This window comes from Desulfospira joergensenii DSM 10085 (assembly GCF_000420085.1).
Lineage (GTDB): Bacteria > Desulfobacterota > Desulfobacteria > Desulfobacterales > Desulfobacteraceae > Desulfospira > Desulfospira joergensenii.
In genome coordinates this window covers 526118-549283 of sequence record NZ_ATUG01000003.1, presented here as the reverse complement: position 1 = coordinate 549283, position 23166 = coordinate 526118, and the positions used below count along the sequence as shown (strand labels likewise).

Genomic DNA, 23166 nt, shown 5'->3' with positions numbered 1-23166 from the left:
GCATGAACCTGATTCTTTTCAAAGACCGGGATTTTATCAGCCCGGACAGGGTGGAACTCTCTGGCCGCCGTTTTGATCATATCACCCGGGTTCTCAAGGGAAAACCGGGACAGAAAATCCTCTGCGGACGGCTCAACAAAAAGATCGGCCAGGCAACCATCCTCTCCATCAGGTCCCGGAGTATGGAGATGGAGGTGGACCTTACCCTGGAACCTCCGCCTCCCTTGCCACTGACCCTGGTCCTGGCCCTTCCCCGTCCCAAAATGCTCAGAAGGATCATTGAAAGTACCACCAGCCTCGGAGTAAAACAGATCTATCTGGTCAATTCCTGGCGGGTGGAAAAAAGTTTCTGGCAAAGCCCTCTGCTTGAGGATGAAAACATTGAGAAGTCAATGATCCTAGGACTTGAACAGGCCAGGGATACTCTCCTGCCCAAAGTCTATAAAAAACGGATCTTTACCCGATTTGTCAAACAGGAACTGCCCAACCTGGCAACGGACAGATTCTGCATCACGGCCCATCCAAAAACTTCACAGATCTGCCCTAGTGGGGTAAATCAGGAGACCGTGCTGGTGATCGGACCGGAAGGGGGGTTCATCGACCTTGAGGTAAAGACCCTCGAAGACCATGGATTTTCCACCTTCAGTCTGGGCCCAAGAATTTTAAAGGTGGAAACAGCGGTCCCCTATTTGATTTCCCGCCTGTGTAACGGATAATAAAAGGAATCCCATAAAATGGATAAAAAAAATTTAAAAGAAAGAAAAGAGGCTTTCGAGAGCCTTCCGCCTGTAATCAGAGAGAGTTTGACCCAGGAGGAAAAAGAAGTTTTTCTCACTGCCGAACAATGGCCGGAGGAGCTTTTCAACAAACTGGATGAGTTTATCGTAAAGGAATAGTCCCTATAATTCTGATTTTTGATTGAAGAATGTTTCGGCGGACGCCAATGTAAAAGCCCGGCCTGAAAGGCCATCCACCAATCGAAAATCTTCAATCAAAAATCAAAAATAATTCTCCCTTCCTGGGATATCTTGAAAGCACCTTTGAACACTCCCGGTTGACAGGTCCGGCAGAACCCATTACTATTTATGAATCAGTCCCCGTAAAGCATGGAGTTCTAACATGACCATGGAACCCGATGAAAGAGTGACCCAGGAAAAATACGCCAAATATGCCCAGATTCTTGAAAAGACCAAATGGGCCAGCGAATTTTCTTGGGACCATATTTGCAAGCTTTGCCAGTATATTGACCCGGTAATGGCCAAAAAGGGGGCTGTGGTATTCAAGGAGGGCAATAAGGACAAAAGTCTGGGCATCATTGTCAAGGGTTCCATAGATATCATCAAGCAGCAGGACGGGAAGAAGAGCCTGATCACCACCCTGAGAAGCTCCCAGACATTCGGAGAAATGGCCCTTCTGGACGGAGAACCCCGATCTGCCACCGGTGTGTCAACAGAAGACACCATTATTTTTTTTATCAGCGAAAAAAATCTTCTGGCCCTGACCGATGATGATCCCACCCTCGGATTTAAGCTGGTTTGGAAAATCGCCAGGCTGGTCAGTCAGAGGCTGCGGAAGACTACCGGCATGCTCGTGGACTACATGGGGTAAGCCGTCGAAATTTTATCCATCTACTTCGTTGCTGCAAAAATCTAAGATCCTCATGTACAAAAGTATGCTCCGGTCTTTGATTTCCTTGCGTCTTGTCTCTGGATAAATTTTCAACCGCTTCCCAGTGCAGGTAAGGGATGGGAAGAGGGGAAGATGCAGGACAGTTAAAAGCAGGTCTATATTTCAATTATTCAGAGTTCATTTTCAGGGTTTCCAGCTCCTCCCAGCGGTCATAAAGATTTCGAACCAGGGATTCCGCCTGTTCAAGCCGGGTGCATAGTTCCGTCATCCGGGCCGGGTCGTTGAGGGCTTGGGGGGACTGAATTTCTCCGGTGATCTCCTCCACCCGGGTTTCAGCATCCAGGATCTTCTCCTCCATGTGCTCCAGCTCAAATTTGTCTTTATAGGAAAAGGCTTTGGCCGTTTTTATGGCCGTTTTTGTTTTCTGCTTTTTTTGAGGCCGGCCCCCACCCGGTTTTAAGGCCTTTTTCGTCTCGCGGAATTTCAGGATTTGATTGAAATCTTTGAAAAAAGCAGGACCCGGTCCCTGGAATGCCTGGTTGGATGACGGGCCGTCATCCCGAGCCAGGTCCGGATCCAGGTAGAGTATCCTGTGGCAGACCCGGTCCATGAGAAACCGGTCATGGGAGACAATGATCACCCCGCCGGTAAAATCCTTGATGCTCTGTTCCAACACCTCAAGAGAGAGAATATCCAGATCATTGGTCGGTTCGTCCAGCATGAGGATATCGCAGGGCTGGAGCATGAGATTGGAAAGAATGATCCTGGCCTTCTCCCCTCCGGACAATCGTTTTACCGGCATGTCCAGCTGGTCGGGCATGAAAAGAAAGCGTTTGGCCCAGGAAACCACGTGGAGGGGGGTTCCCCTGTAATTTACGGAATCTCCTCCGGCCGGGTTCAGGGCCTGCCTCAGGGTCTGCTCCGGATCCAGCCGGGTACGGTTCTGGTCAAATACGGCTAGTTTGAGGCCCTCGGCCCATTTGATGGTGCCGGAATCGGGCAGACTCTTCTGTTCGAGAATGGATAAGAAGGTGGATTTGCCCGAGCCGTTGTCTCCGGTAACCCCCAGGCAGAATCCAGGTCCGATTTCAAAACTGATGCCGGAGAACAAAGGTTTTTCCTCAAACCCCTTTGAGATATTATGGGCCCGGAGCAGTTTCCGGGTCTGGCGGCCGGTGCCGGAAAAGTCGATATCCACCCGGGCGGTCTGCCGGTTTCTTTTCCGGATCTCATCCAGGCGGTTCCGTAAAGCCTCGGCCTGTTCAATACGAAATTTCGCCTTTGAGGTCCGGGCCTTGGGCCCCTGTCTGAGCCATTCCTCCTCCCGTCTCATTTTATTGGCCAGGGAAGACTGCTGTTTGAGCTGGGCATCGAGAAACTTTCCCCTTTCCCGTTCAAACTTTACATACTGGCCGGAAATTTTAAAGTATCCCTTGGCATGGTAGGGACCGATTTCCATGATATTCAGACAGACATTTTCCAGAAATGCCCGGTCATGGCTGACCAGAACAAAAGAAAAATCTGCGTTCTTGAGGATGGTTTCCAGCCAGAGGATACCGCTCAGATCAAGGTGATTGGTGGGTTCGTCCAGCAGAAGCAGATCCGGGTTCATGCACAAGGCACGTGTGATGGCCAGGCGTTTCTTCCATCCACCGGACAGATGTTTGGTCTTTACACGAACATCGGGAAATCCCCCTTTGCCCAGGGATCGGTTTACCCTTCGATGTTTTTCCCGGTCGTCAAGAACGCCCGGGCAGGATCCTTGGGACTCTTTTTCAAGGCTGTGGTAAAGGATTTCTTCAATGGTCTGCTCCGGATCAAACCGCTCCTCCTGGGCCAGATAAACCAATCGTTCCCCGGGTTTAACCCTGATTTCACCGCTGTCGGGAAGACTTTTTCCGGCAATGAGTTTGAGCAGGGTGGATTTTCCGGAGCCGTTCATGCCGATGAGTCCCATCTGCTCCCCGGCTTTAAAGTCAAAGGAGAGATCCGAGAACAGGGTGTCGTCCCCGTAAGCCTTGGATACCTCTTTTATACTGAATATGACGGACATGGGCACCCCCCGTGAAAGAATATCAGGTCTTTTTTTGAACTTTTTTGTAGACCCTGACCATCTTTATGACAAAGGAAATCCCTAAGGCAACGCTGATCAACAGGATAAAATTGGCGGCAAAAAAAGTCATGATAAAAGAAAAGGGATCGTCCAGCCTGTAGGAGGCCATGAGCAGATCAATGCCGAATATCAGGAAAAAGACGGATACCAGGATGAGCACTGCCTGGAAAATCCACCAGCCGTATTTTATTGAAAAAAGTGTATTCATGATCAAAATGTCCGGCAAGTGTATAGACATATATAAAAAAAATCAAATCAATATTGATTAATGGCGGGGGGGCATATAGTATTTTAGATTTTAGAGGTGGGAATTTAGATTAAAGATCGCCCTGACGGGCGCCAATTTACAGAATGCCGACCTGGAGGGGGAGCCGCAAATCTAAAATCTTAAATCGAACATCAAAAATAATTATCAATACAATATGTTTCAGAACCGAACATGGAGAGCATCATGAAACACCATCGAAAAGAACTCTGGTTTGAAGTGCCGGAAAGAAGGGCCCTGATCAATATCACCCCCGAGGTTGATAAGGCCTTAAAGGAAAGCAAAATTCAAAACGGACTTCTCCTTTGCAATGCCATGCACATTACGGCATCGGTGTTCATCAACGATGATGAGCCGGGCCTTCACCGGGATTATGACCAATGGCTGGAAAAACTGGCTCCCCACGCCCCTGTGGACCAGTACCGGCACAATGTGGGAGAAGACAATGCCGATGCCCATATGAAGAGACAGATCATGGGGCGGGAGGTGGTGGTGGCCGTGACCGACGGACACCTCGATTTCGGCACCTGGGAGCAGATCTTCTACGGCGAGTTTGACGGCAGGAGAAAAAAACGGGTTTTGATCAAGATAATCGGAGAATAAACATGAGAATTCTGCTGGTTGAAGATGATGAAAAAATTGCCGGTTTCATTGAAAAGGGGCTTAAATCCTCGGGGTTTGCCGTGGATATCGCCGGAACCGGCACACAAGGCTTTGATATGGCATTTGACGCTCCCTATGATACCTTAATTGTCGATATTATGCTGCCGGAACTGGACGGCCTTTCATTAATTCAAAAAATCCGGTCCCATGAAAACAACACCCCCATCATTATCCTGAGTGCCCGGGGCAGGGTGGATGACCGGGTAAAGGGGCTGGAGGCCGGGGCCGATGATTATCTGACCAAGCCCTTTGCCTTTTCAGAACTTTTGGCCCGTGTCCAGGCCTTGATCCGGCGGGCCGGGAACATCACGGATCCGGTCAACCTATCCTATGCGGATCTGTCCGTGGATATTGTCAAACGCCAGGTGTTCCGCGGCAAAGATCCCATTGATCTTCAGCCGCTGGAGTTTTCCCTCCTGGAATACCTGATGCGGAACCGGGAACGGGTGGTGTCCAAAACCATGATCATGGAGCATGTCTGGAACTATAATTTCGATCCCATGACCAATGTGGTGGAGGCCAGGATCTGCCGCCTCAGGGACAAGGTGGACAAGGGGTATCCCAACAAGCTCATCCACACGGTGCGGGGAGCCGGGTATGTCCTTAAAACCGATAATGCCTGATGTTTTCAGGACCATTGCCTTCAGGCTGACCCTCTGGTATGCCGGCATCTTTTCCATCTCCTCCTGTGTGGCCTTTGGTCTGTTCTACTATATTGCGGCCCAGAGTCTTCAGGACGAGACCGATCGGGATCTTCTGGACAAGGCTGCCTATTTTTCCAGCGTGATCAAGAGAAACGGCCTTGTGGGAGCCGGCAATCTGGCCGTTCTTGAGGCCCAGGCTTCCGGGGAAAAGAGGATTTTTTTCCGACTTCTCTATCCCAGCGGGGAAGTGTTTGCTTCCTCTCACATGTCCTATTGGAAAAATGTATCCGTGGATCAGCAGGCCATAAAAGTCCTTCTGGAAAAACAGAGCCCTGTGTTTGAAACCCTGCTGGGCCGGCCGGAAAAACAGAAATCCGTATTCAAAACCCAGAAAGCCAGGGTACTTTATGCCTTTGTGGCCAGAAACGTTATCCTTCAGACCGGAATTGACATGGATTTCCAGTCCAGGTTTTTATCCGCATTCAGGCTGGTCTTTCTGGTGGCCATGGGATTTATTATTGTTTTTTCCGGACTGTCCGGATGGTTCCTGGTCAGAAAAGCCATGACCGGAGTGGACCGGATCCGGAAAACGGCCCAGAGCATCACGGGATCCAACCTGGAACAGCGGGTAACCCAGACCGGAAATCAGGATGAGCTCGACCATCTGGCCGCCACCTTTAACCGGATGCTCGACCGGATTCAGGATCTGGTTACCAGTATAAGGGAGATGAGCGACAATATTGCCCATGATCTGAAAAGCCCCCTTACAAGGATCCGGGGATTTGCCGAGCTTGCTCTGGTCGAGAACGCCTCGATTGAAGAGTATGAGACCATGGCGGCCAGCACCATTGAGGAGTCTGACCGGCTTCTGGACATGATCAACACCATGCTGGTCATCTCCAGGGCGGAAGCCGGGGAGGGGGAGTTCGAATTCAGGGAGATTGACCTCTCCTCCATGATCATTAACGCCTGCGAGCTATTTATCCCCGTTGCAGAGGATAAGAATATCCTGTTTTCTTTTGAGGTTGATGAAAACCTTAAAATTCATGCCGATATCCGAATGCTCCAGAGGGCATTTTCCAACCTCCTGGACAATGCCTTGAAATATACACCGGACAATGGCGAGGTTTCTGTCCATGCCCGGGACGGTAAAGACGGAACCCTTTATATCCGGGTCTTTGATACAGGGCCGGGGATTGATTTAACTTGTTCCGAAAAGATCTTTGAGCGGTTCTATAGGACAGATTCCTCCCGGACAACCCAGGGGACCGGACTGGGGTTGAGTCTGGCCCGAACCATTGCCCGCCAGCACCGGGGGGATATTAAACTGGAAAGCTCCTCAAACATGGGATCGGTGTTTTTGCTCACATTACCTCATCGTAATCTTCAGGTAATTTAAAAATTATTATTCGGTATTATTATCTTTATGAGGAAAGAACAGCGGAATTCGCTGGATGAGCCTGAATTTTTTTACGGACTAAATTTGGAGGAAACCCATGAAACATTTTAAAGTATGGATAATCGTATGGGTGGTTTTCAGTCTGACCGCCCTGCCGGCCCTGGCAGCCAAAGATCATGGATCCGTCATGATCCCGGCAAGTTTTTCAACCCTTGCGGAAAAGGCAAAAACCGGTGTGGTCAACATTCAGACCGTCAAGACCGTACAGGGGGGCGGAAGGGTTTACCGCCATTTTTTCGGTAATCCCTTTGGCAACCAGCAGGGAATGGAGGACTTTTTTGCCCCATTTTTTAACCAGCGTCCCATGAACCGCAAAGAGCAGAGCCTGGGCTCCGGATTCATCATCAGCAAGGACGGCTATATCGTCACCAATAACCACGTGATCAAGGACGCCGACCAGATCAAGGTGATTTTATACGACAGCAAGGAGTATGATGGAGAAATCGTGGGTACCGACCCCATGACCGATCTGGCCCTGGTCAAAATCAAGGCCAAAAATCTCGTGCCTCTCAAGTTCGGAAAATCCTCCAAGGCAGATATCGGTTCCTGGGTGGTGGCCATTGGCAGTCCCTTTGGTCTGGAACAGACCGTGACCGCCGGGATCATCTCGGCCAAGGGACGGATCCTTGGGTCGGGTCCCTACGATGATTTCATTCAAACCGATGCCTCCATCAACCCGGGCAACAGCGGCGGCCCTTTGCTCAATCTTGAGGGTGAAGTTATCGGTATCAACACCGCTATCATCAAATCCGGCCAGGGCATCGGCTTTGCCATTCCGTCTGATCTGGCCACCGGTATCATCGATCAGCTCACAGAGTCCAAGCAGGTTTCCAGGGGCTGGATGGGTGTGGCCATCCAGAATGTCAACGAAGAACTGGCCGACTACTATGGCATCAAAGATACGGGTGGAGTTTACGTGGCCAAGGTTTACGAGGATAACCCGGCTGAAAAGGCAGGGATAAAGCCCGGAGACGTCATTACAGAAATTAACGATCAGAAAATTGAAACTTCCAGGGATCTGACCCTTACCATTGCCAACCTTGGCGTTAATGAAAACATTAAGGTCAAGCTGATCCGGGACGGAAAGGAGAAAACCCTCAAAGTCAAGCTGGGCAAAAGGCCTGATAATGATCCTGAAACCCTGGCCAGCATGGACGGGTATGATACCTTCGGGTTTCAGTTCAAGCCGATGGACGATGAACTCGCCCGCCATCTGGGGTATCCCCAGGGCATCAATGGACTGGTGGTCACGGAAATCAAACCTGAAACCCAGGCTGCCAGATCCGGCGTCCGCCAGGGAGACCTTCTGGTGGAGATCAACCACCGACCGGTTACCAATTTTGCCGGGTATGAGAAGGAACTCAACAAAATCAAAAAAGGCTATGTTGCCCGGATGCTATTCAGAAGGGGAAACAGCCACGTTTTTGTGGTCCGGTTTGAAAAATAGAAGATAGCGAAAGTGAACTTGCCCATGGACAAGTTCACTTTCGCTGAGTTACAGGCCTTTTCGAAATTAACGATATATTTATGATCTTGCGCAGTCAGACTGCTATCCTCAAAAAAATCTCCTCCATCAGGGAAAATGGTTCAGAAAAGTGTTAAGGGATAGAGAATGGATTTTACAGGTTTTGAGATGAAAAAAGTCACTGGGATTACAGTGACCTATTTTGAAATTGGTGGAGCTGAGGGGGATCGAACCCCTGACCTTACGGCTGCCAGCCGTACGCTCTCCCAGCTGAGCTACAGCCCCACGTCAGAAGATGCTGATGTATAATCGAAACCCGGGATCATGTCAATAAAAAAATTGGTTTTTTTTAGAATTCATGGACAGAATCAATAATTCATTGACATGGAGTTTTATGAAGATATAGTATGGTTTGTTTTTTTAAAACCCGTACTTAAGTTTATTTCTGGAGAGGTAAGGAGAGAGTGATGCTGCGTTATCTGCGTGAAAATACAGGCAACTGGATTATAAAGTTTTTTCTTGGGATCATTGTGATCGTGTTCGTGTTCCTGGGTATCGGTTCCATGAAATCTAACAGAAATGATACGGTTGCCACCATCAATGATGAGCCCATAAGTATCAAGGAGTTTCAGAGCGCGTACAGAAATACGGTTGAGCAGATGAGGCAGCGTTTCGGCGATAACCTGAACCAGGAACTTTTGGATGCCTTAAACGTCAAGCAGCAGGCCCTGGATAACCTGATTCAAGAAAAGCTCATCGCCGCTGAAGCTGAAAAATTAAAGGTCCGGGTAACGGATCAGGAGCTTCAGGATTCCCTTTTGTCCGTTAAAGCCTTCCAAAGAAACGGGTCCTTTGATATCGCCCTGTACCAGAAAGTCCTGGGCATGAACTCCATGACTCCTGAAAGCTTCGAGATCCTTCAGCGGAATTCCTTGATGCAGCAGAAGGTCAGGGATCTTGTCCTGAGCAGTATCACAGTATCGGATGTGGAAGCCAAGGAATGGTATGTTTTTCAGAACACCCAGGTAGCGGTGGACTATATTCTGACCCGGCCGGAATCTTTTACTGAAGTTCAGCCCACGGAAGAGGAGATCAGAAACCAATACACGGGGAACCCGCATCTTTATCAATCTGAACCCAAATTAAAGGCGGTCTATATCAAATTTTCCCCCGAGGATCACCAGGGCGAGGTTGAGGTGTCTGAAAATCAGATCCAGGAATTCTACAATCAAAATCCGGACCGGTTTAAGATCCCGGAAAAGGTTGAGACCCGGCATATTCTGATTAAAGTCGCGGAAAACGCAGATGAGAAGGCAGTGGAATCTGCCAGGGTCAGAGCGGAAGAGATCCGGAGTAAGGCTGAAAACGGGGAAGATTTCAGCAAACTGGCCAAAACATTTTCCGAAGGCCCTTCAAAAACCAGCGGCGGGTATCTTGGGTCCTTTGCAAGGGGGAGCATGGTCAAGCCCTTTGAAGATGCAGCCTTTTCCCTGAAGGCCGGTGAGATCAGCCAGCCGGTCAGGACTCAATTCGGCTGGCATCTGATTAAGGTGGAGGCTCATTTTGACGCCACCGTGAAAACCCTGGCAGAGGCATCTGAAGAAATCAGAAAAGAGCTTGCCAATCAGGAAATGACCAATATGGCCTATTATCAGGCCGGCGAGGCATTTGACTCCGTAGTTGACGGGGATGACCTGGAACAGGTGGCCCTGATTGCAAAGAAAAAAATAATGGAAACCAAGGCTTTTACCCAATCCGGCCAGGGGCTCGATTTGGTTAGAAGAGCAGAGTTTGCAAAGGCGGCTTTTGAGCTTCCTCTCAATGAAATCAGTGATGTTCAGCAAATGGGCGATGACTACTATATTATCCGTGTGACTGAGAAAATAGAGCCGGAACTTCTCTCTTTTGAAGAAGTAAAGAGCCGGATCGAACTCGAGCTAAAGTCCAAGCTCCAGAATGAAGCTGCCAAAGCAGCCGCAGAGGCACTTGTGGAAAAGGCAAAAACCGCCTCCACCCTCGAACAGGTGGCCAAAGAGAATAACGTAAAACTTGAATCCACCCCTTTGTTTAAAAGAAATGAACAGATCCAGGAAATCGGAAATTCCCAGGAATTGACAAAGATTGCCTTTGGCCTGGGGAAAGATAAACCGATTCATCCAGAGGTGTTGGAAACTTCCAAAGGATTCGCCGTCATCGGATTTAAGGAAAAGCAGAAACCCTCAAGCGAAGACATGGCCGGCCATCTCAAAGAGACCCGGGATCAACTGGCATGGATGAAGCAGGGGCAATACTTTCAGGCCTGGATTGATGATCTGAAAACCAGGAATGAAATTGAGATTGACGAGACTTTTTTAAACTAAGCTCCAGAAGGGATACTTGTTTTAGGATCTCAGGAATGGTTTGCCAACCAAACCTTCAGACCGGGCCCCGATTCCTGGATATTATACAGAATTAAGATCTATTGATTATGAAATTCAAATCACTTGCCATACTGATTCTGTTAACGGGATTTGTGCTGGGCGGTTGCGGCCCGAAACACCCTCTCAGTTTTTCAGACCCATCATCCGGGACAAAGAGCGATCCTGCACTGGTTCAAGGGGTTCTTGGGAACGGGTTCCAATATGTGCTCATGGCAAATCAGACCCCCAAAGACCGGGTGAGCCTTCACCTGAACGTCTTTGCAGGCTCGGTTCATGAGTCAGACCAGGAGCAGGGCCTGGCCCATTATCTGGAACACATGCTTTTCAACGGTTCGGAACACTTCAAACCCGGGGATCTTGTGGAATACTTCCAGTCCATCGGCATGGATTTCGGAGGGGATGCCAACGCCAGCACCTCTTATTTCAAGACCGTATATGATCTAAACCTGCCCAAAGGGGATAAGGCCTATCTGGACGACGGCCTCCTGGTCCTCCAGGATTATGCCCGGGGGGCACTTCTGCTTGAAGAGGAGATAGAACGGGAAAGAGGAATCATCCTGGCCGAAAAAAGGGAACGAGACTCTGTTTCCTATCAAAGATTCAAGCATGAACTTGCTTTTGAACTGCCCGGGGCCATCTTTAACCGGCGTCATCCCATCGGAGTTGATTCGGTTATTAAAGGGGCAGACAGGAAATTACTGAAAAATTTCTACGACAGGTGGTACAGACCGGATAACATGGTTCTTGTTGCAGTTGGGGATTTTGATATCAAAGAGATGGTTTCCCTGATATCGGCAAGATTTTCCAAACTCAGACCCAGGACCGGGGAACCGGTACAGAAAACTCCCCGGATTTCCTGGAAACCCCACCAGGGAATCAAGGCCTTTTACTATCACGAGCCTGAAGCCGGAGAGACCGAAGTAACCATCGAGCGGATAACCCGTGCCAAGTTTGCTCCCCAGACCCTTGAAAATATGAAAGAGCAACTGGTGCTGACCGTGGCGGACCAGATCATTCAGAATAGACTCTCCAGATTGATACGGGAGCAGACTGCGGCTTTTTCTTCGGCCTCGGCCTATTCAGGCCAGTTTCTACACAATGTTACCATTACTGCCCTCAATGCCAGCTGTAGACCGGAAAACTGGAAAACCAGCCTTCATCAATTGGAAAAAATGCTCAGACAGGCCTGTGATTTCGGATTCAGCCAGAGGGAACTGGACCGGGTTAAAGCAGACTATATTTCTTTTCTTAAGGCCCGTGTGCTCCAGGAAGATACCCGGAAAACCGAGGATCTTTCCAGGGCGATTCTTGAAGCGATCAACAACAAAAAACTCTTTTTGTCCCCATCCCAGAAATTGAACCTTCTTGAGCCATTCCTTGAATCTCTGAGCCTGGATCAGGTCAACCAATCCTTCAAAAATGCCTGGGTTCAGGATCACAGACTGGTTCTGGTCTCGGGAAATCTGAAAATAAATCCTTCAGGAGATGTAAAACCGGAAGAGATCATTTCCCAGACTTATGTTGACGCTACCCTGGAACCGGTTTCTCCCTTTGAAAAATCCGAATCCAAGTCTTTTCCCTACCTTGAAATCCCCGGCCCGGACTCCGTTGGGTCCCAGGATACAGATTCCAGCAACTTTCAGATCGTCAAAAGAAAGGATGATGTCAAAGGCTTGGGCATCACCACTATTGATCTCCGGAACAATGTCCGGATCAATCTGAAGCAAACCGGGTTTCAAAAGAACAGGATACTCTTCAAGCTTGTTTTCGGTCCGGGACGCCGGTCCCAACCGGCTGCCAAGCCCGGGCTCGACTGGATCGGTCAAACCACGGTTCAGCAGAGCGGATTCGGGGCCATGGACATGGATCAGCTGGAGGAAGCCTTGGCAGGACGGAACGCTGATTTTGAGTTCGGGATTGAGGATGAGTACTTTAGTTTGACCGGATCGGCCGATCCCAAAGAGTCAGAACTGGTGTTTCAGTTGCTCTATACCTTTTTAAAGGACCCGGGCTTCAGACCCCAGGGCCTTGACCTTGCCAAAACCCTTTACCGGCAGATGTACAATAATCTGAAAAACACTCCTGACGGCATCATGCGCATAAAAGGAAGCCGGTTCCTGGCCGGCAATGATACCGGATTCGGCCTGGATCCTCCTGACAAGATCGACCAATTGACCATGGAGGATGTCCGGGACTGGCTTCTGCCTTATATCCAGTCTTCCCCCGTTGAATTGTCCGTTGTCGGTGATTTCGATATGGATCTTGTCATTGACCAGGCCGCTGCCTGTCTGGGTTCTCTTGGTGAGCGCAGGCAGGTGTCTTTTGTAAAAAACCGGTCCATTGTTTTTCCAAAAGGAAAAGAACTTAACATCGCTCTGGAAACCAGAATTGAAAAAGGGATGGTCCGGATCGCTTTCCCCACGGATGATTTCTGGAATATCCGTCAGACCCGCAGATTATCCATGCTTGCCCGGGTGTTTTCCGAACGCCTCCGGAAAAAGGTAAGGGAAGACTTGGGCGCCTCTTATTCTCCCTATGTATATAACCATCCTTCCATGATTCACAAAGGGTACGGGGTCATGCACGTTGTTGCGGCGGTGGACCCTGCCTCATCGGATCGGATCCTGGCCGTTGTCAAAAAGATCGCCCGTCAACTCAATGAAACAGGGGTAGATTCCAGGGAGCTTGATCTGGTCAAAAAGCCGGTAATGATTCACCTCAAAGATCTAAGGGAAACCAATTCATACTGGCTCAATTCAGTCATGGCAGATTCCCTTTCCCATCCCGAGCGTTTTGAATGGGCCCGTCAGATCATCAGCGATTACGGATCTATCAGTGCGGATGAATTGAGCTCTCTGGCCAAAAGATTTTTGAATATTAAGGATGCTGCCAGGATTCTTATCGGGCCCGAAAAAAATGATTCAGCAGACGCCGGATCTGGAGAATAGACAAATTAGATTCTAAAAATTTGGGGGATAGGACAAGAAATTGATTGCCCCTGTATCTGCTGGCTAATCAATCGGGTCCATTGAGAAGGGCTCAGGATTTATACTGATCCGGAAGCTTTTCAACCTGCTCGGACACGTTGTTCCTGAGGTAATAGTCAAGATCAAAAAGCTGTTTAAAGCTTAAATCCGTGAATTGAATATGCCGCTTCCTGACCTTCATTGAGCTGAAAGAGGGCACATTGGTAACCTCGTAGTCTGAAACGACATTAAAAGGAAGGTCACCCACATAGTAACCCATGCTGCTGAGAAAAACGGTTTTTTCCGGCTGGATCTCACCGTCTTCATCCCCGTTTTTGGTATCAATATATTTGAAGGAAAGCCCTCCCATGCTGATATCGATGATCTGTCCGAGCTTGTGGGAGTTCGGGCTTATGGCAGCGTAGGCACCTTCCACTGCTTTATACCTCTTATGTTTCCTTCTTTCAATAGTTCGCTTTCTGCCAACCATGGAAAATATCCTTTTTGACTGGTTAAATCTTCAATGAATAATGCACATATTATGCCATCTCAATTACCACCAATATATTAACCATTCCTGTTTCTAGAGTCAAAATCTTTTATTTTTTATTTCAATTGGTTAGGAAAACCCGTCATTTTTATAGTTCAGTAAAATCCGTGAAAAATTGTTTCCTGTTTCAGAATATTCCACCGGGAAGCAGGAAAATAAAGTTATAAAAATAGGTATTTTTTTGCCCAATAAATAACATTTTTTACTTATATTCCTGGGAAGTTTCGTAAACTTCCTAGGAAATTTTCCGGAACAAATTCCTTTTGTTCCCATATCATCAATTTCGCCAGAATTCCATACCTGGTTTGTCAAAATTTCGACAGCCCGTAGTTTTATTCATTCCCCCATGGTGCCTTGCCAGATTCCATGAATGACCTCATAGGTGAATCCCCGGTAGGACAGATAATTAAAAATTTTTGTCTTCACGGCTTCTTGATCAAGGGTCCTGGTCCAGGTTTCCAATTTCCGGCTGACTGCGGATAAGGCCAGTTCATGGTCATCCAGTTCTTCAAGGAATTCATCGAAAAGGACAGGAGAAATTCCCTTGTTTTTCAGCTCAAGGCCCAGGGCAAATTTGGATTTAGGATTGTTTCTGATGCGGCTGGATATAAATAATTTGGCAAATGCCCTGTCATCCAGATACCGGTCCTGTTCTAATATTCCTAGGACAGACTGGATGCATTTGTCGTTAAATCCTTTTTTCAAAAGAAAAGTTTTCACTTCCAGGCTGGTCCTGGGACGGATGGAAAGATAATGAACAGCCTTGTTCAGCGCTTTAGATACACCGGGATCCAAAGTTTCAAAAAGGGCCATGGGAAGGCCTTTTTTCCCAATGGACAGTCAGGTTGGCAAGCCTGGAGTTGTCCCGGGCATGGGTAATGGAATGAAAACTGGTCAGTTCCTTTTCCCTGGAGTTGATTTTTATTTTGGAAATGATCATGTCCGGATAAAAGGATTCTTTTACAAATGAGATGACCAGACGGCAGGGGGAAAAATCAAAGATATCCGGAGCCGGAAGGGCTTCCATGGCCCATTTTACGTACACGGAATTATTGACGTGCTGGTTTAAATCCAGATCATGGTATCTGATTTTAAACCGGGTCTGATAGTCATATGTGTCCAGATCATGGTCATTTTCCCACAGATCCGGGGTATCCGCCGGAACTGACATCAACTCGGCGGGCAAATGGGGTGTCAGCCGGACCGGTTTTGAGGTTTTGGCTTTAAGCAAGATCCATATCCCGAGTGCGGAAACGAGCTCTTTTCCTGTTAAATCAAAAACGGAAAAATAGCGTAACTCATATAGATTTTTCCAGGGCCGGCGCCAGGTTTTTAACAAGAAGGGGTCAGACAGGGGCAGGCCCTGTATAATCCGGATTTGATACCTGGATACCACCCATTTCAGCCCCTTGGGAGCCAGGTCAAATCCGGAAATACCCAATTCTCGACTATGGGTGGAGGCCGCATCCTGGAACAGGTTCAGCAGGCTGTCGATCTTGATCTGCCCCGTCGCGCTGATGGCGGAGTAGGGCAGTTCGATTTCTCGAACGTGGATAAGGTCCGTGTCAGATTCCATGTCAGGGGGTCCCTTTCAATAATCTTATGGGGGTCTTGAGAATGTCTCCCATCATATTGATCAGTCCTTCGCCAACGGCTGAAGGATGAAGCGGGGTTACCACCGGATCGTTCAGCGGGCCCTGGACCTTTGCCGGGAAAGAGACCAGTCTGCCCTGGAGGGCCGTATTGATCACGGGGATATACTTTATTATGGTGTCAATGGTCTTAAAAGGGGCCACAAGGCAGGTCAGATCCATTTTGTTTTCAAAGGGAGAGATCCATCCTGTAAAGGTCATGGCCATGTTTTCTCCGTCGATCACTGCCTTTTCCAGATGGATCACCCCATCTTTGATTTTTCCCTGGACATCAAAGGAATCATAAGCAAATCCTTCCTGTTCAAGATCCGGCAGGCTTAAGATGTTAATGACGGATAAAATCCTGGACAAGAGTGTCGCCTTATAGATTCTGCCGTTTTGGGACTGAAAACTGAGTTTGCCGGTCAGGGTTTTTGTAAAATTATCCAAAGGTCCTTTTCCGTTGAGATCGCAGGAAAAAGAATAGGGTCCTTCAATAAGGCGGGTGTCCTTGAAAATGCAGGAAAGCATGGGAAGAATATTTTCTCTTTCACCGGAGCGGATCTTTACATCCATTTCCACCAGGGTCTGGTCCGGTGTACCGGTAAGGGAGGCGGTCCCTGAGGACTCCAGGTCACATAAATCCAGGTTCAGAATCTGGATGCTCTTCCCCTTTTTACCGGAAGAAACATCTGCCTTCAGATTCGTAAAGTTAAGGTTCTTATATCCCAGACTTTCTGCTTTGATTTGAGCTGTTTTTGGGAAGATCAGAGGCTGCCTTTCCGATTTGTTCTTCCGGGGACCGTTCTTTTGAATCAGGGGATCCAGATTAAGGTGGCCGATATCCAGGTGAAGGGTTGAAACTTTATCCGTGTATATCCGGATCGGGTTGCCGCCTGTAAAGGCGTGGACGGTCTTGTAAAGAAAAGAATCTTTTTGAAGGATATTGTCAAAGGTCCGGGTATTGACAAACCCCTTGAAATCGAACAGAGGACTGACCGGATCATAGGAAAAGCCTATCTCGGCACGGGTCAGTTCCCCATCCCTTAACACAAGGGTTTGAGGTTTCAGAAGTTCCAGGCTTTTCCCGGAAAGAACAAAATCGAGACCGGCCCCGGAAGGAAAAAGAATGGTGCCGGAGATCCGGTTCTCTCCGGACTTCAGGTCTATATTTTTCAGAACGGCATCCAGGGGAGTTCGAATGCTGTCCAGCTTCCGGGAGTCTATGCTCCCGGACAGCCATCCCAGATCATGGACCTTGGCCCGAAGGGCGCTGACATGAACCTCCTTGTCCGTGAAGGAGAATTCACCACTCAGGTTACGGATGGCCCTGGGAGAGGAAAATCCCAGATCCATGCCCCTGGAAAATCCTTTTGCCAGGAAGGTCCATTCCTCGGGATGAAAGAAAGGTCCTGTGATATTCAGGTTTTCTATATTTACTAGACCTGACAGATTTTTAACCGGCTCGATTCGTTCCATGATCCAGGGGGTTGATTGAATCCAGTCCATGAAATCTCCGGTTTTAAGACTGGCCCGGGCGGACTGGAGGCTGAATTGAAACCTGTCTGATGTCTCTATCATGGCGGATAGATCCTCTATGGGATTGTCATTGATTTTTCCGGACAGTTCATCCAGGGTAATTCTTTCTGAAGTATAGGTAAACTTTCCCTGGTTGATCTCCAGGGGCAGGGGGATCCGTTTATATCTTCCCTTGGCGGCGATGTTTTGGGCAAATACCCTTACCCTTGGATCAGAATCTCCGGTTTCCATATTAAGAATCAGCCTCACCTCAGCCTCACCTTCGATTTTGTCGATCTTTTTCAATTCTTCTGCAAGCCGGGTTCCGGGCATAATTGATATCAGGGTTGCCGGCACCCCTGAGAGATCGGCATGAAGGTTGAATTCTCCTTTGAAGGGGACATCATCATGGTTGAGCAGATCGAGTTCCAGCCAGCCCTTTTCAATCTTAGATCCGTAAATGCTCCCGGATTGGGAACTGATCTGAAGCAGACCCTTCTGAATAAAGGCGCGCCCCTGAATCCCATGGACAAGGAGAGAGGTTTCCGGGATTTTAACCGATCCCTGCTGAACCGATCCTTTGAGCACCATGGAATGGGCGTCAAACAGATCCTGGAGAGTGTCATTCTTAAATGAAATTCCGATCTCTTCTACTTTTCCGTTCCTGAGAATATCGAACAACCGGGTAATGAAACGACTGTCCCTTCCAAGGGCAAGGCAGACCTGCCTTGCCTCTTTGATCTGAATTTCAGAGCCCGTGAAGGCGATGCTGGATTTTCCCGAAACCGGGTCATGGGAGAATGTCATTCCGGCCCTTCCTTGCGGATAGGCCAGGGCAAAAGGCTTGAGTTGGAAAGACCAGGACTTGTTTGAAATATGAAAATCCGCCATGGCCTGTTCCACCAGAATCCTCTTCCCGGAAAGTTGATCCGACTCCATGGAAAAATTCCCCAGTTTTACGTTCCCGGAGATCCCGTTGGAAGCCGACAGCGCACAGGAAAGCCGGATGGTTTCAAAACCCATGGATTGAATGTGCATGGAATTGAGAACGGGAATCTCCAGAATCCTCGATTCTGGAATTTTTGCCACCTGGCCATTCAAATCCAGGGTCAGGGTCTGTGCAGATCGGGATACTGAAAATATTCCGTTCACTGATTTGAAATACTCGGATTTGAGATTACTCAGGGCAAGCTCAATTTCATCCGAGTCGTCAGGCAGAAAAGCGAAAAGTCGCTGAATCTCTTTTTCGCTCAAATCAATATCCTCGAACCAGGAAGGTTCGGCAATTTGCTTTTTGTCCGGTTTGGCTTCCTGTGGGGGCCGGGATATAAATTGCAGCTTTGGGGTGTCCACCCGAATTCCACGGGGAATAATTTTGCCCCGGATAAGACCTAGGGTGTCCAGTTCAACATAGGCAGCTTTGACTTGAATGGAAAGCCCGTCGTTTAGAAAAAAGGGGGTATCCTTTATACCGATGCTGAGCATTGGCAATAAACGGGCGATCTTTATCTGGAACTTAATTTTATCCGGATCAATTTGGATTCCGGTCTTTTGGTGGGCACGGTCCGCAATTTCCCGCTTAAACGGGGCGGAGTTGAGGCACAGTTCTGTGACAAAGGGAAAGAGCAGCATCAAAGCGATAATAGATGCGGCCCCGTACAGCAGGCTCCTTTTTGTCCTATTCCCCAATTTCAGCATGGGTTTGGATCATTGCCAGCTGTATCCCTTGTCCTGGGCAAGGGATATAAAATCCGCCATCACGAGATGGGTTTGATTCATGATGATGTCTTTGTATTCTTTAATTTTAGGATCAATGTCGTCAAGGGAATCCAGGGGTTTTTCTCCCATGGCGGTCAAATACTCATTTTCGATCTCAAGTTCGCCTGCCTCATCCCTGGCCCGCTTCTCTTCCCTCTGTTTTATATTTAACGAAAGACGGTTCTGGCTGCTCAAACGGGTGGTCATCTCAATCCGCTTTTTAAGATAGATCATGCCCGGTGCATGGCTGGATCTATCTTGATACCGTTCTTCAAGGGTGGTGAATAACGGCTTTAAGGAAGGATAGGCCTTGTACCGGGTCCGGAGAATGGTATCCCAGGGCAGGGCGCCGTCCAGGCTGCTCTCTCCAATGTTTTCAATTTTATAAATCCGGGGATAATGGATATCCGGCTCAATGCCTTTGTTCTGGGTGCTTTCACCGGATACCCGGTAAAATTTGGCACTGGTCAGTTTCAGTTTCCCATCCCCAATGGTTTTGAGTTCCTGAACTGTCCCTTTGCCGAAACTCCGGGTGCCCACGATGATTCCCCGGTGATAATCTTTTATGGCCCCGGCAAAGATCTCGGAAGCCGAGGCACTCATCCGGTTAATCAAAACGATAAGGGGGCCCGTGTATTCTATAGACCTGTCCTCGTCGTAGAGCCTTGTAATTCTATGCTTGGTCTTGATCTGGACCGTGGGGCCGGTTTTAAGGAAGAGTCCGGTCAAATCGTTTGCCTCTTTCAGGGAACCGCCCCCGTTGTCCCTCAGGTCGATGATGAGTCCGTTGATTTTTTCTTCTTTGAGTTCAAATAAAAGCTTTTTTACATCGAAAGTTGTACTTTTATAATTTTTATCCCCCCGGTGATAGGCGGCAAAATCAATATAAAAATTGGGAATTTCAATGATCCCGATCTTATAGGTCTTGTTGTCTTTTTCCAGGGAGACCACCTCTTTTTTGGCAGACTGATCCTCCAGTTTAACCCTGTCCCTTTTAATGGAGATGGTGGCCGTGGAATCGGCTTTTTTAGCCGGGATGATCTTGAGCCGGACATAGGTGTTTTTGGGCCCTCGGATCTGCTGAACCACCTTGTCAATCCGTTGCCCAATGGTATCCTTGATCTCGCCGTCTTTTCCCTGTCCCACACCGATAATTTTATCGCCGGGCATCAAAAGGTTGGATTCGTCGGCAGGCCCCTTGGGAATCAGGCGGACCACCTTGGTGTATTCGTATTCATTTTGAAGAACAGCACCGATCCCCTCCAGGGAAAGACTCATGTGAATATCAAAATCTTCGGAGGCCCGGGGCGGAAAATATTGGGTATGGGGATCAAAACTTGCCGTTACGCTGTTCATGAACAATTGAAACACATCATTGGAATTGGTCTGGGAGAGTCTTGTCAACCTGGAAGAATATATTTTTTCAAGGGTTTCGCTGATCTCTTTGTTCTCTTTTCCATCCAGTTTCAGGGTGATGATATGATTGATCAGGTCATCTTTCCAAATCCTTTTTAAATCTTCCAGGTTCTCCTGGAAAGGACGATTCTCGTTGTCAATGATGATTTCCCTATTTGAATCCACCGGGATGCTTTTTTCCCAGGTCTTGGCAAGACCCAGGATGGTTTCCAGCCGCTTAACAGCCCTGGACTGGTATAGGTTGAAGATTTCAAAGGCCAGGTCCAGATTTCCCTGGACAAGATCATTGTCCAGGCTGTACCGGAACCGGTTCAATCTGTTTAAATCCGACCGGGTCAAAAGGGAGCGGGAAGGATCCAGTCTTTTGATATATAAATCAAAGATCTGGGAAGACATCTGGTTGTCCAGTCTTTTATTGAGATAGTGATTTTTTTCAAGGGCATTGACGATCCGGATGCACTGGTTTTCCTGGGTTTTTTGGGGTAAAAGCCCCTCTGCCTTGACCAGTCCTGTCCAAAGCAGGATCAGGGACAAAAAAAGACAGGAAACGAACCGGAACCGAATTCCGAAAACAGAGTCAAGGTGTATATGATTTAATCTCATTTTCATTTTCCATTTCATCTAAATCAGGTGTTTCAAAGCTTATTCTTCCTATCTTACCGGATCGAAGGTCCTGTATCAATAGCTGGGAGGCCTTTTGGATATTCACGATTCCCCCTTTTTTCAGGCAGCCGCTGGACGCGCCGATAGCTTCAACCAGATCCCCGGCCTCATCGGGAATTTTGGTCAAAAAAGAATATCTTTCAAGCAGCCGGTCTGGATAATGGGCCATCAGAAAATCAGCCGCAAACAGGGCGACCTCGTAATGGTCCAGGGCTGTGTCTGCGATGGCTCCGCTGGCAGCCAGGGATAAGGCCCTTTCCCTGGGTTCAATCACCGGCCAGAGAATACCCGGGGTATCGTAAATGTCAATATTGTTTTTCAGGCTTGTCCGCTGCTGGTGACGGGTCACGGCCGGTACATTCCCTGTTTTGGCGATTTTCTTACCGGCCAGGGTATTCAGGATGGTGGATTTACCCGTATTGGGGATCCCGACCACCATGACCTTTATCTTCCGGGCCTTGTTCCGTTTGATTTGACTGACACAGGTGTTCAGTGCCTTGGCAGTATCTTTTTTTTGGGATCCGCAGACGGCCAGGGCCCGGGTGTTTGAACGGGTATTAAAGTAGTCCAGCCACAGGGCCGTAATTTCTGGATCCGCAAGATCGCTCTTGTTCAGAACTTTAATCCACGCCCGGTCCCGGCACAGACTATTGACAAGGGGGTTGGCACTGCCCTGGGGAAGCCTTGCATCCAGGACCTCAAGAACCGCGTCCACCTTGGAAACAGAGGCTTTTAACAATTTCTTTGTCTCCAGCATGTGGCCGGGAAACCATTGGATGGTCATGATTCAATCCTCTTCACGGGCCTTTTTTTCATGGCCTTGATTTCTTCCTGGAGCCTCTCAATTTTCTCCTTGTCTGTTTCCTTGTGAAAAAAATAAAGAAAAACAAAGACAAGGGCAATGATGCTGGAACCGGCAAACCCAGCTCCGGCCAGGCAGGCAAGGGTTCCGGAGGCGGACAATTCCATGAAACGGGCAAGGGTCCAGCCTGCGGCCAGGCTCAGGATAAAAATAAAAGTGAAGACATAGATCATAGACTTACACTAATGCCTGGAATTGAGCTGGTCAATTAATAATCCGGACAAAAATGGGTTGGCGGCAACAATTCCCTGGTCTGGAAAATGATTTCCACCTGAAAAATCTGAGACCACGGCGCCGGCTTCCCGGGCGATCAGGGCTCCTGCGGCGATATCATAGAGATTGAGTTCCATTTCCCAGAATCCGTCAATTTTGCCGCAGGCCACATAACAGAGGTCAAGGGCGGCAGATCCGAACCGGCGGATATCCCTCAGCAAGGGAACGATCCGGTTAAAATAAACAAGGTTGTTTTTTTTCAGTCCGGCCCTGAGGCAGGCAAACCCCGTGGCCATCACCGATTCTACAAGGCATTCGCATGAAGAAACCCGGATGGATTCGTCGTTTAAAAATGCCCCCCCGTCCTTTTTGGCGAAAAACATCTGGTCAAGTACCGGTGCATAGACCCCTCCCAGAAGGGTTTCATCCCCCCTGTTAAGGGCAATGCTTATGGAATAAAAGGGCTGACCGTGAAAAAAAGAGGTGGTACCGTCAATGGGGTCAATGATCCACAGGTATTTTTCAGAATTTTTTGAAACGGAGGCCGGTGATCTGCCGGTTTCTTCGCCTAGGATATCGTGGCTGGGATGGCGGTGCCTGATCCTTTTAATGATCAGATCCTCCACCTTTTTATCGGTAACCGTGACGATATCCTTTTGACTTTTAAATTCAATATCGTTCCGGTTGAGTCTTCCCTGTTCCTGAATGCAAATCCGGCCGGCTTCCCTGAGCAGATCCTTTAAAAATGAGTCCAATTTTATACCTGAAAATGATTAAATTTTATGCACTGGCCAAGGATATACCATGGGAGATTTTAAAAGGCAAAGACACACCAGAAAGGATTTTGTTTTTGTGATTTTATTTTTTTATCCCAATCCTGTGCCTAGGCGGTAAATTGACTTTCAAATTCTTTTTTGCAATGATTGGTTGA

At 48.3% G+C, this 23166-nt stretch carries 19 protein-coding genes and 1 tRNA gene; 9 read left to right on the top strand and 11 right to left on the bottom strand.

Annotated elements, in window-relative coordinates:
* Positions 1–2: 2 nt before the first annotated feature.
* From F608_RS0126675 to F608_RS0126660, 3 genes are all read left to right on the top strand, one after another.
* Positions 3–716, top strand: coding sequence for a 16S rRNA (uracil(1498)-N(3))-methyltransferase (locus tag F608_RS0126675; RefSeq protein WP_022668814.1), 714 nt, complete (start codon positions 3–5; stop codon positions 714–716).
* Between the two features lie 18 nt (positions 717–734).
* Positions 735–896, top strand: coding sequence for a hypothetical protein (locus tag F608_RS36600; protein WP_022668813.1), 162 nt, complete (start codon positions 735–737; stop codon positions 894–896).
* Positions 897–1119: 223 nt separating this feature from the next.
* Positions 1120–1608, top strand: a complete 489-nt coding sequence (locus F608_RS0126660; protein ID WP_022668809.1) for a cyclic nucleotide-binding domain-containing protein — start codon at positions 1120–1122, stop codon at positions 1606–1608.
* Positions 1609–1795: 187 nt separating this feature from the next.
* Here the strand turns inward: F608_RS0126660 and F608_RS0126655 are convergent, their stop codons facing one another.
* Positions 1796–3682, bottom strand: coding sequence for an ABC-F family ATP-binding cassette domain-containing protein (locus tag F608_RS0126655; RefSeq protein WP_022668807.1), 1887 nt, complete (start codon positions 3680–3682; stop codon positions 1796–1798).
* A 22-nt stretch (positions 3683–3704) separates the two neighbouring features.
* Positions 3705–3950: a hypothetical protein gene (locus F608_RS0126650; RefSeq protein ID WP_022668806.1), complete on the bottom strand. Its 246-nt coding sequence runs from the start codon at positions 3948–3950 to the stop codon at positions 3705–3707.
* 243 nt (positions 3951–4193) lie between these two features.
* Here F608_RS0126650 and F608_RS0126645 point away from each other — a divergent pair, with 243 nt between their 5' ends.
* The 4 genes from F608_RS0126645 to F608_RS0126630 all read left to right on the top strand — a co-directional run bounded on the left by F608_RS0126645 (position 4194) and on the right by F608_RS0126630 (position 8220).
* Complete coding sequence (locus F608_RS0126645; RefSeq protein ID WP_022668805.1) at positions 4194–4610, top strand: secondary thiamine-phosphate synthase enzyme YjbQ; 417 nt, start codon at positions 4194–4196, stop codon at positions 4608–4610.
* Positions 4611–4612: 2 nt separating this feature from the next.
* Positions 4613–5293, top strand: a complete 681-nt coding sequence (locus F608_RS0126640) for a response regulator (protein ID WP_022668803.1) — start codon at positions 4613–4615, stop codon at positions 5291–5293.
* Entirely contained in the window at positions 5268–6713 is a 1446-nt protein-coding gene (locus F608_RS0126635; protein WP_244154345.1) for a sensor histidine kinase, read from the top strand. The genes F608_RS0126640 and F608_RS0126635 overlap by 26 nt, the downstream gene beginning before the upstream one ends.
* A gap of 97 nt (positions 6714–6810) precedes the next feature.
* Positions 6811–8220 (top strand): DegQ family serine endoprotease, encoded by a 1410-nt coding sequence (locus F608_RS0126630; protein WP_022668801.1) that lies wholly within the window; start codon positions 6811–6813, stop codon positions 8218–8220.
* Positions 8221–8447: 227 nt separating this feature from the next.
* Here the strand turns inward: F608_RS0126630 and F608_RS0126625 are convergent.
* Positions 8448–8523 (bottom strand) — tRNA-Ala (locus tag F608_RS0126625).
* A 182-nt stretch (positions 8524–8705) separates the two neighbouring features.
* Between F608_RS0126625 and F608_RS0126620 the strand changes: the two genes are divergently transcribed.
* The gene (locus F608_RS0126620; protein WP_022668800.1) at positions 8706–10598 is read left to right on the top strand and encodes a peptidylprolyl isomerase; all 1893 of its coding nucleotides are present in this window, start codon (positions 8706–8708) and stop codon (positions 10596–10598) included.
* Positions 10599–10705: 107 nt separating this feature from the next.
* The gene (locus F608_RS0126615) at positions 10706–13606 is read left to right on the top strand and encodes a M16 family metallopeptidase (protein WP_022668799.1); all 2901 of its coding nucleotides are present in this window, start codon (positions 10706–10708) and stop codon (positions 13604–13606) included.
* Between the two features lie 91 nt (positions 13607–13697).
* Here the strand turns inward: F608_RS0126615 and F608_RS0126610 are convergent, their stop codons facing one another.
* From F608_RS0126610 to F608_RS0126570, 8 genes are all read right to left on the bottom strand, one after another.
* Positions 13698–14114 carry a PilZ domain-containing protein gene (locus F608_RS0126610; RefSeq protein WP_022668798.1) on the bottom strand — a complete coding sequence of 139 codons (417 nt, stop codon included), beginning with the start codon at positions 14112–14114 and terminating at the stop codon, positions 13698–13700.
* Between the two features lie 396 nt (positions 14115–14510).
* A complete protein-coding gene (locus F608_RS33525; protein WP_022668796.1) occupies positions 14511–14987 on the bottom strand; it encodes a regulatory protein RecX in 477 nt (158 codons plus the stop codon).
* Entirely contained in the window at positions 14974–15750 is a 777-nt protein-coding gene (locus F608_RS0126595; RefSeq protein ID WP_022668795.1) for an acyl-[acyl-carrier-protein] thioesterase, read from the bottom strand. Before F608_RS0126595 ends, F608_RS33525 begins: the two co-directional genes overlap by 14 nt.
* A 1-nt stretch (position 15751) precedes the next feature.
* Complete coding sequence (locus tag F608_RS0126590) at positions 15752–19021, bottom strand: DUF3971 domain-containing protein (RefSeq protein ID WP_084681290.1); 3270 nt, start codon at positions 19019–19021, stop codon at positions 15752–15754.
* Between the two features lie 9 nt (positions 19022–19030).
* Positions 19031–21100, bottom strand: coding sequence for a carboxy terminal-processing peptidase (locus F608_RS0126585; RefSeq protein WP_022668793.1), 2070 nt, complete (start codon positions 21098–21100; stop codon positions 19031–19033).
* On the bottom strand, positions 21075–21944 hold the full coding sequence (ylqF, locus tag F608_RS0126580) for a ribosome biogenesis GTPase YlqF (protein ID WP_022668792.1): 870 nt from the start codon (positions 21942–21944) through the stop codon (positions 21075–21077). The genes F608_RS0126585 and ylqF overlap by 26 nt, the downstream gene beginning before the upstream one ends.
* Positions 21941–22195: a hypothetical protein gene (locus F608_RS0126575; protein ID WP_022668791.1), complete on the bottom strand. Its 255-nt coding sequence runs from the start codon at positions 22193–22195 to the stop codon at positions 21941–21943. Before F608_RS0126575 ends, ylqF begins: the two co-directional genes overlap by 4 nt.
* A gap of 9 nt (positions 22196–22204) precedes the next feature.
* Complete coding sequence (locus tag F608_RS0126570) at positions 22205–22990, bottom strand: inositol monophosphatase family protein (RefSeq protein WP_022668790.1); 786 nt, start codon at positions 22988–22990, stop codon at positions 22205–22207.
* Positions 22991–23166: the final 176 nt, after the last annotated feature.

Excerpts from the sequence above, each read along its gene's own strand:
- F608_RS0126675 (WP_022668814.1), top strand. The coding sequence starts at position 3 with ATGAACCTGATTCTTTTCAAAGACCGGGATTTTATCAGCCCGGACAGG.
- F608_RS36600 (WP_022668813.1), top strand. The coding sequence starts at position 735 with ATGGATAAAAAAAATTTAAAAGAAAGAAAAGAGGCTTTCGAGAGCCTT.
- F608_RS0126660 (WP_022668809.1), top strand. The coding sequence starts at position 1,120 with ATGACCATGGAACCCGATGAAAGAGTGACCCAGGAAAAATACGCCAAA.
- F608_RS0126655 (WP_022668807.1), bottom strand. The coding sequence starts at position 3,682 with ATGTCCGTCATATTCAGTATAAAAGAGGTATCCAAGGCTTACGGGGAC.
- F608_RS0126650 (WP_022668806.1), bottom strand. The coding sequence starts at position 3,950 with ATGAATACACTTTTTTCAATAAAATACGGCTGGTGGATTTTCCAGGCA.
- F608_RS0126645 (WP_022668805.1), top strand. The coding sequence starts at position 4,194 with ATGAAACACCATCGAAAAGAACTCTGGTTTGAAGTGCCGGAAAGAAGG.
- F608_RS0126640 (WP_022668803.1), top strand. The coding sequence starts at position 4,613 with ATGAGAATTCTGCTGGTTGAAGATGATGAAAAAATTGCCGGTTTCATT.
- F608_RS0126635 (WP_244154345.1), top strand. The coding sequence starts at position 5,268 with ATGTCCTTAAAACCGATAATGCCTGATGTTTTCAGGACCATTGCCTTC.
- F608_RS0126630 (WP_022668801.1), top strand. The coding sequence starts at position 6,811 with ATGAAACATTTTAAAGTATGGATAATCGTATGGGTGGTTTTCAGTCTG.
- F608_RS0126620 (WP_022668800.1), top strand. The coding sequence starts at position 8,706 with ATGCTGCGTTATCTGCGTGAAAATACAGGCAACTGGATTATAAAGTTT.
- F608_RS0126615 (WP_022668799.1), top strand. The coding sequence starts at position 10,706 with ATGAAATTCAAATCACTTGCCATACTGATTCTGTTAACGGGATTTGTG.
- F608_RS0126610 (WP_022668798.1), bottom strand. The coding sequence starts at position 14,114 with ATGGTTGGCAGAAAGCGAACTATTGAAAGAAGGAAACATAAGAGGTAT.
- F608_RS33525 (WP_022668796.1), bottom strand. The coding sequence starts at position 14,987 with ATGGCCCTTTTTGAAACTTTGGATCCCGGTGTATCTAAAGCGCTGAAC.
- F608_RS0126595 (WP_022668795.1), bottom strand. The coding sequence starts at position 15,750 with ATGGAATCTGACACGGACCTTATCCACGTTCGAGAAATCGAACTGCCC.
- F608_RS0126590 (WP_084681290.1), bottom strand. The coding sequence starts at position 19,021 with ATGCTGAAATTGGGGAATAGGACAAAAAGGAGCCTGCTGTACGGGGCC.
- F608_RS0126585 (WP_022668793.1), bottom strand. The coding sequence starts at position 21,100 with ATGAGATTAAATCATATACACCTTGACTCTGTTTTCGGAATTCGGTTC.
- ylqF (WP_022668792.1), bottom strand. The coding sequence starts at position 21,944 with ATGACCATCCAATGGTTTCCCGGCCACATGCTGGAGACAAAGAAATTG.
- F608_RS0126575 (WP_022668791.1), bottom strand. The coding sequence starts at position 22,195 with ATGATCTATGTCTTCACTTTTATTTTTATCCTGAGCCTGGCCGCAGGC.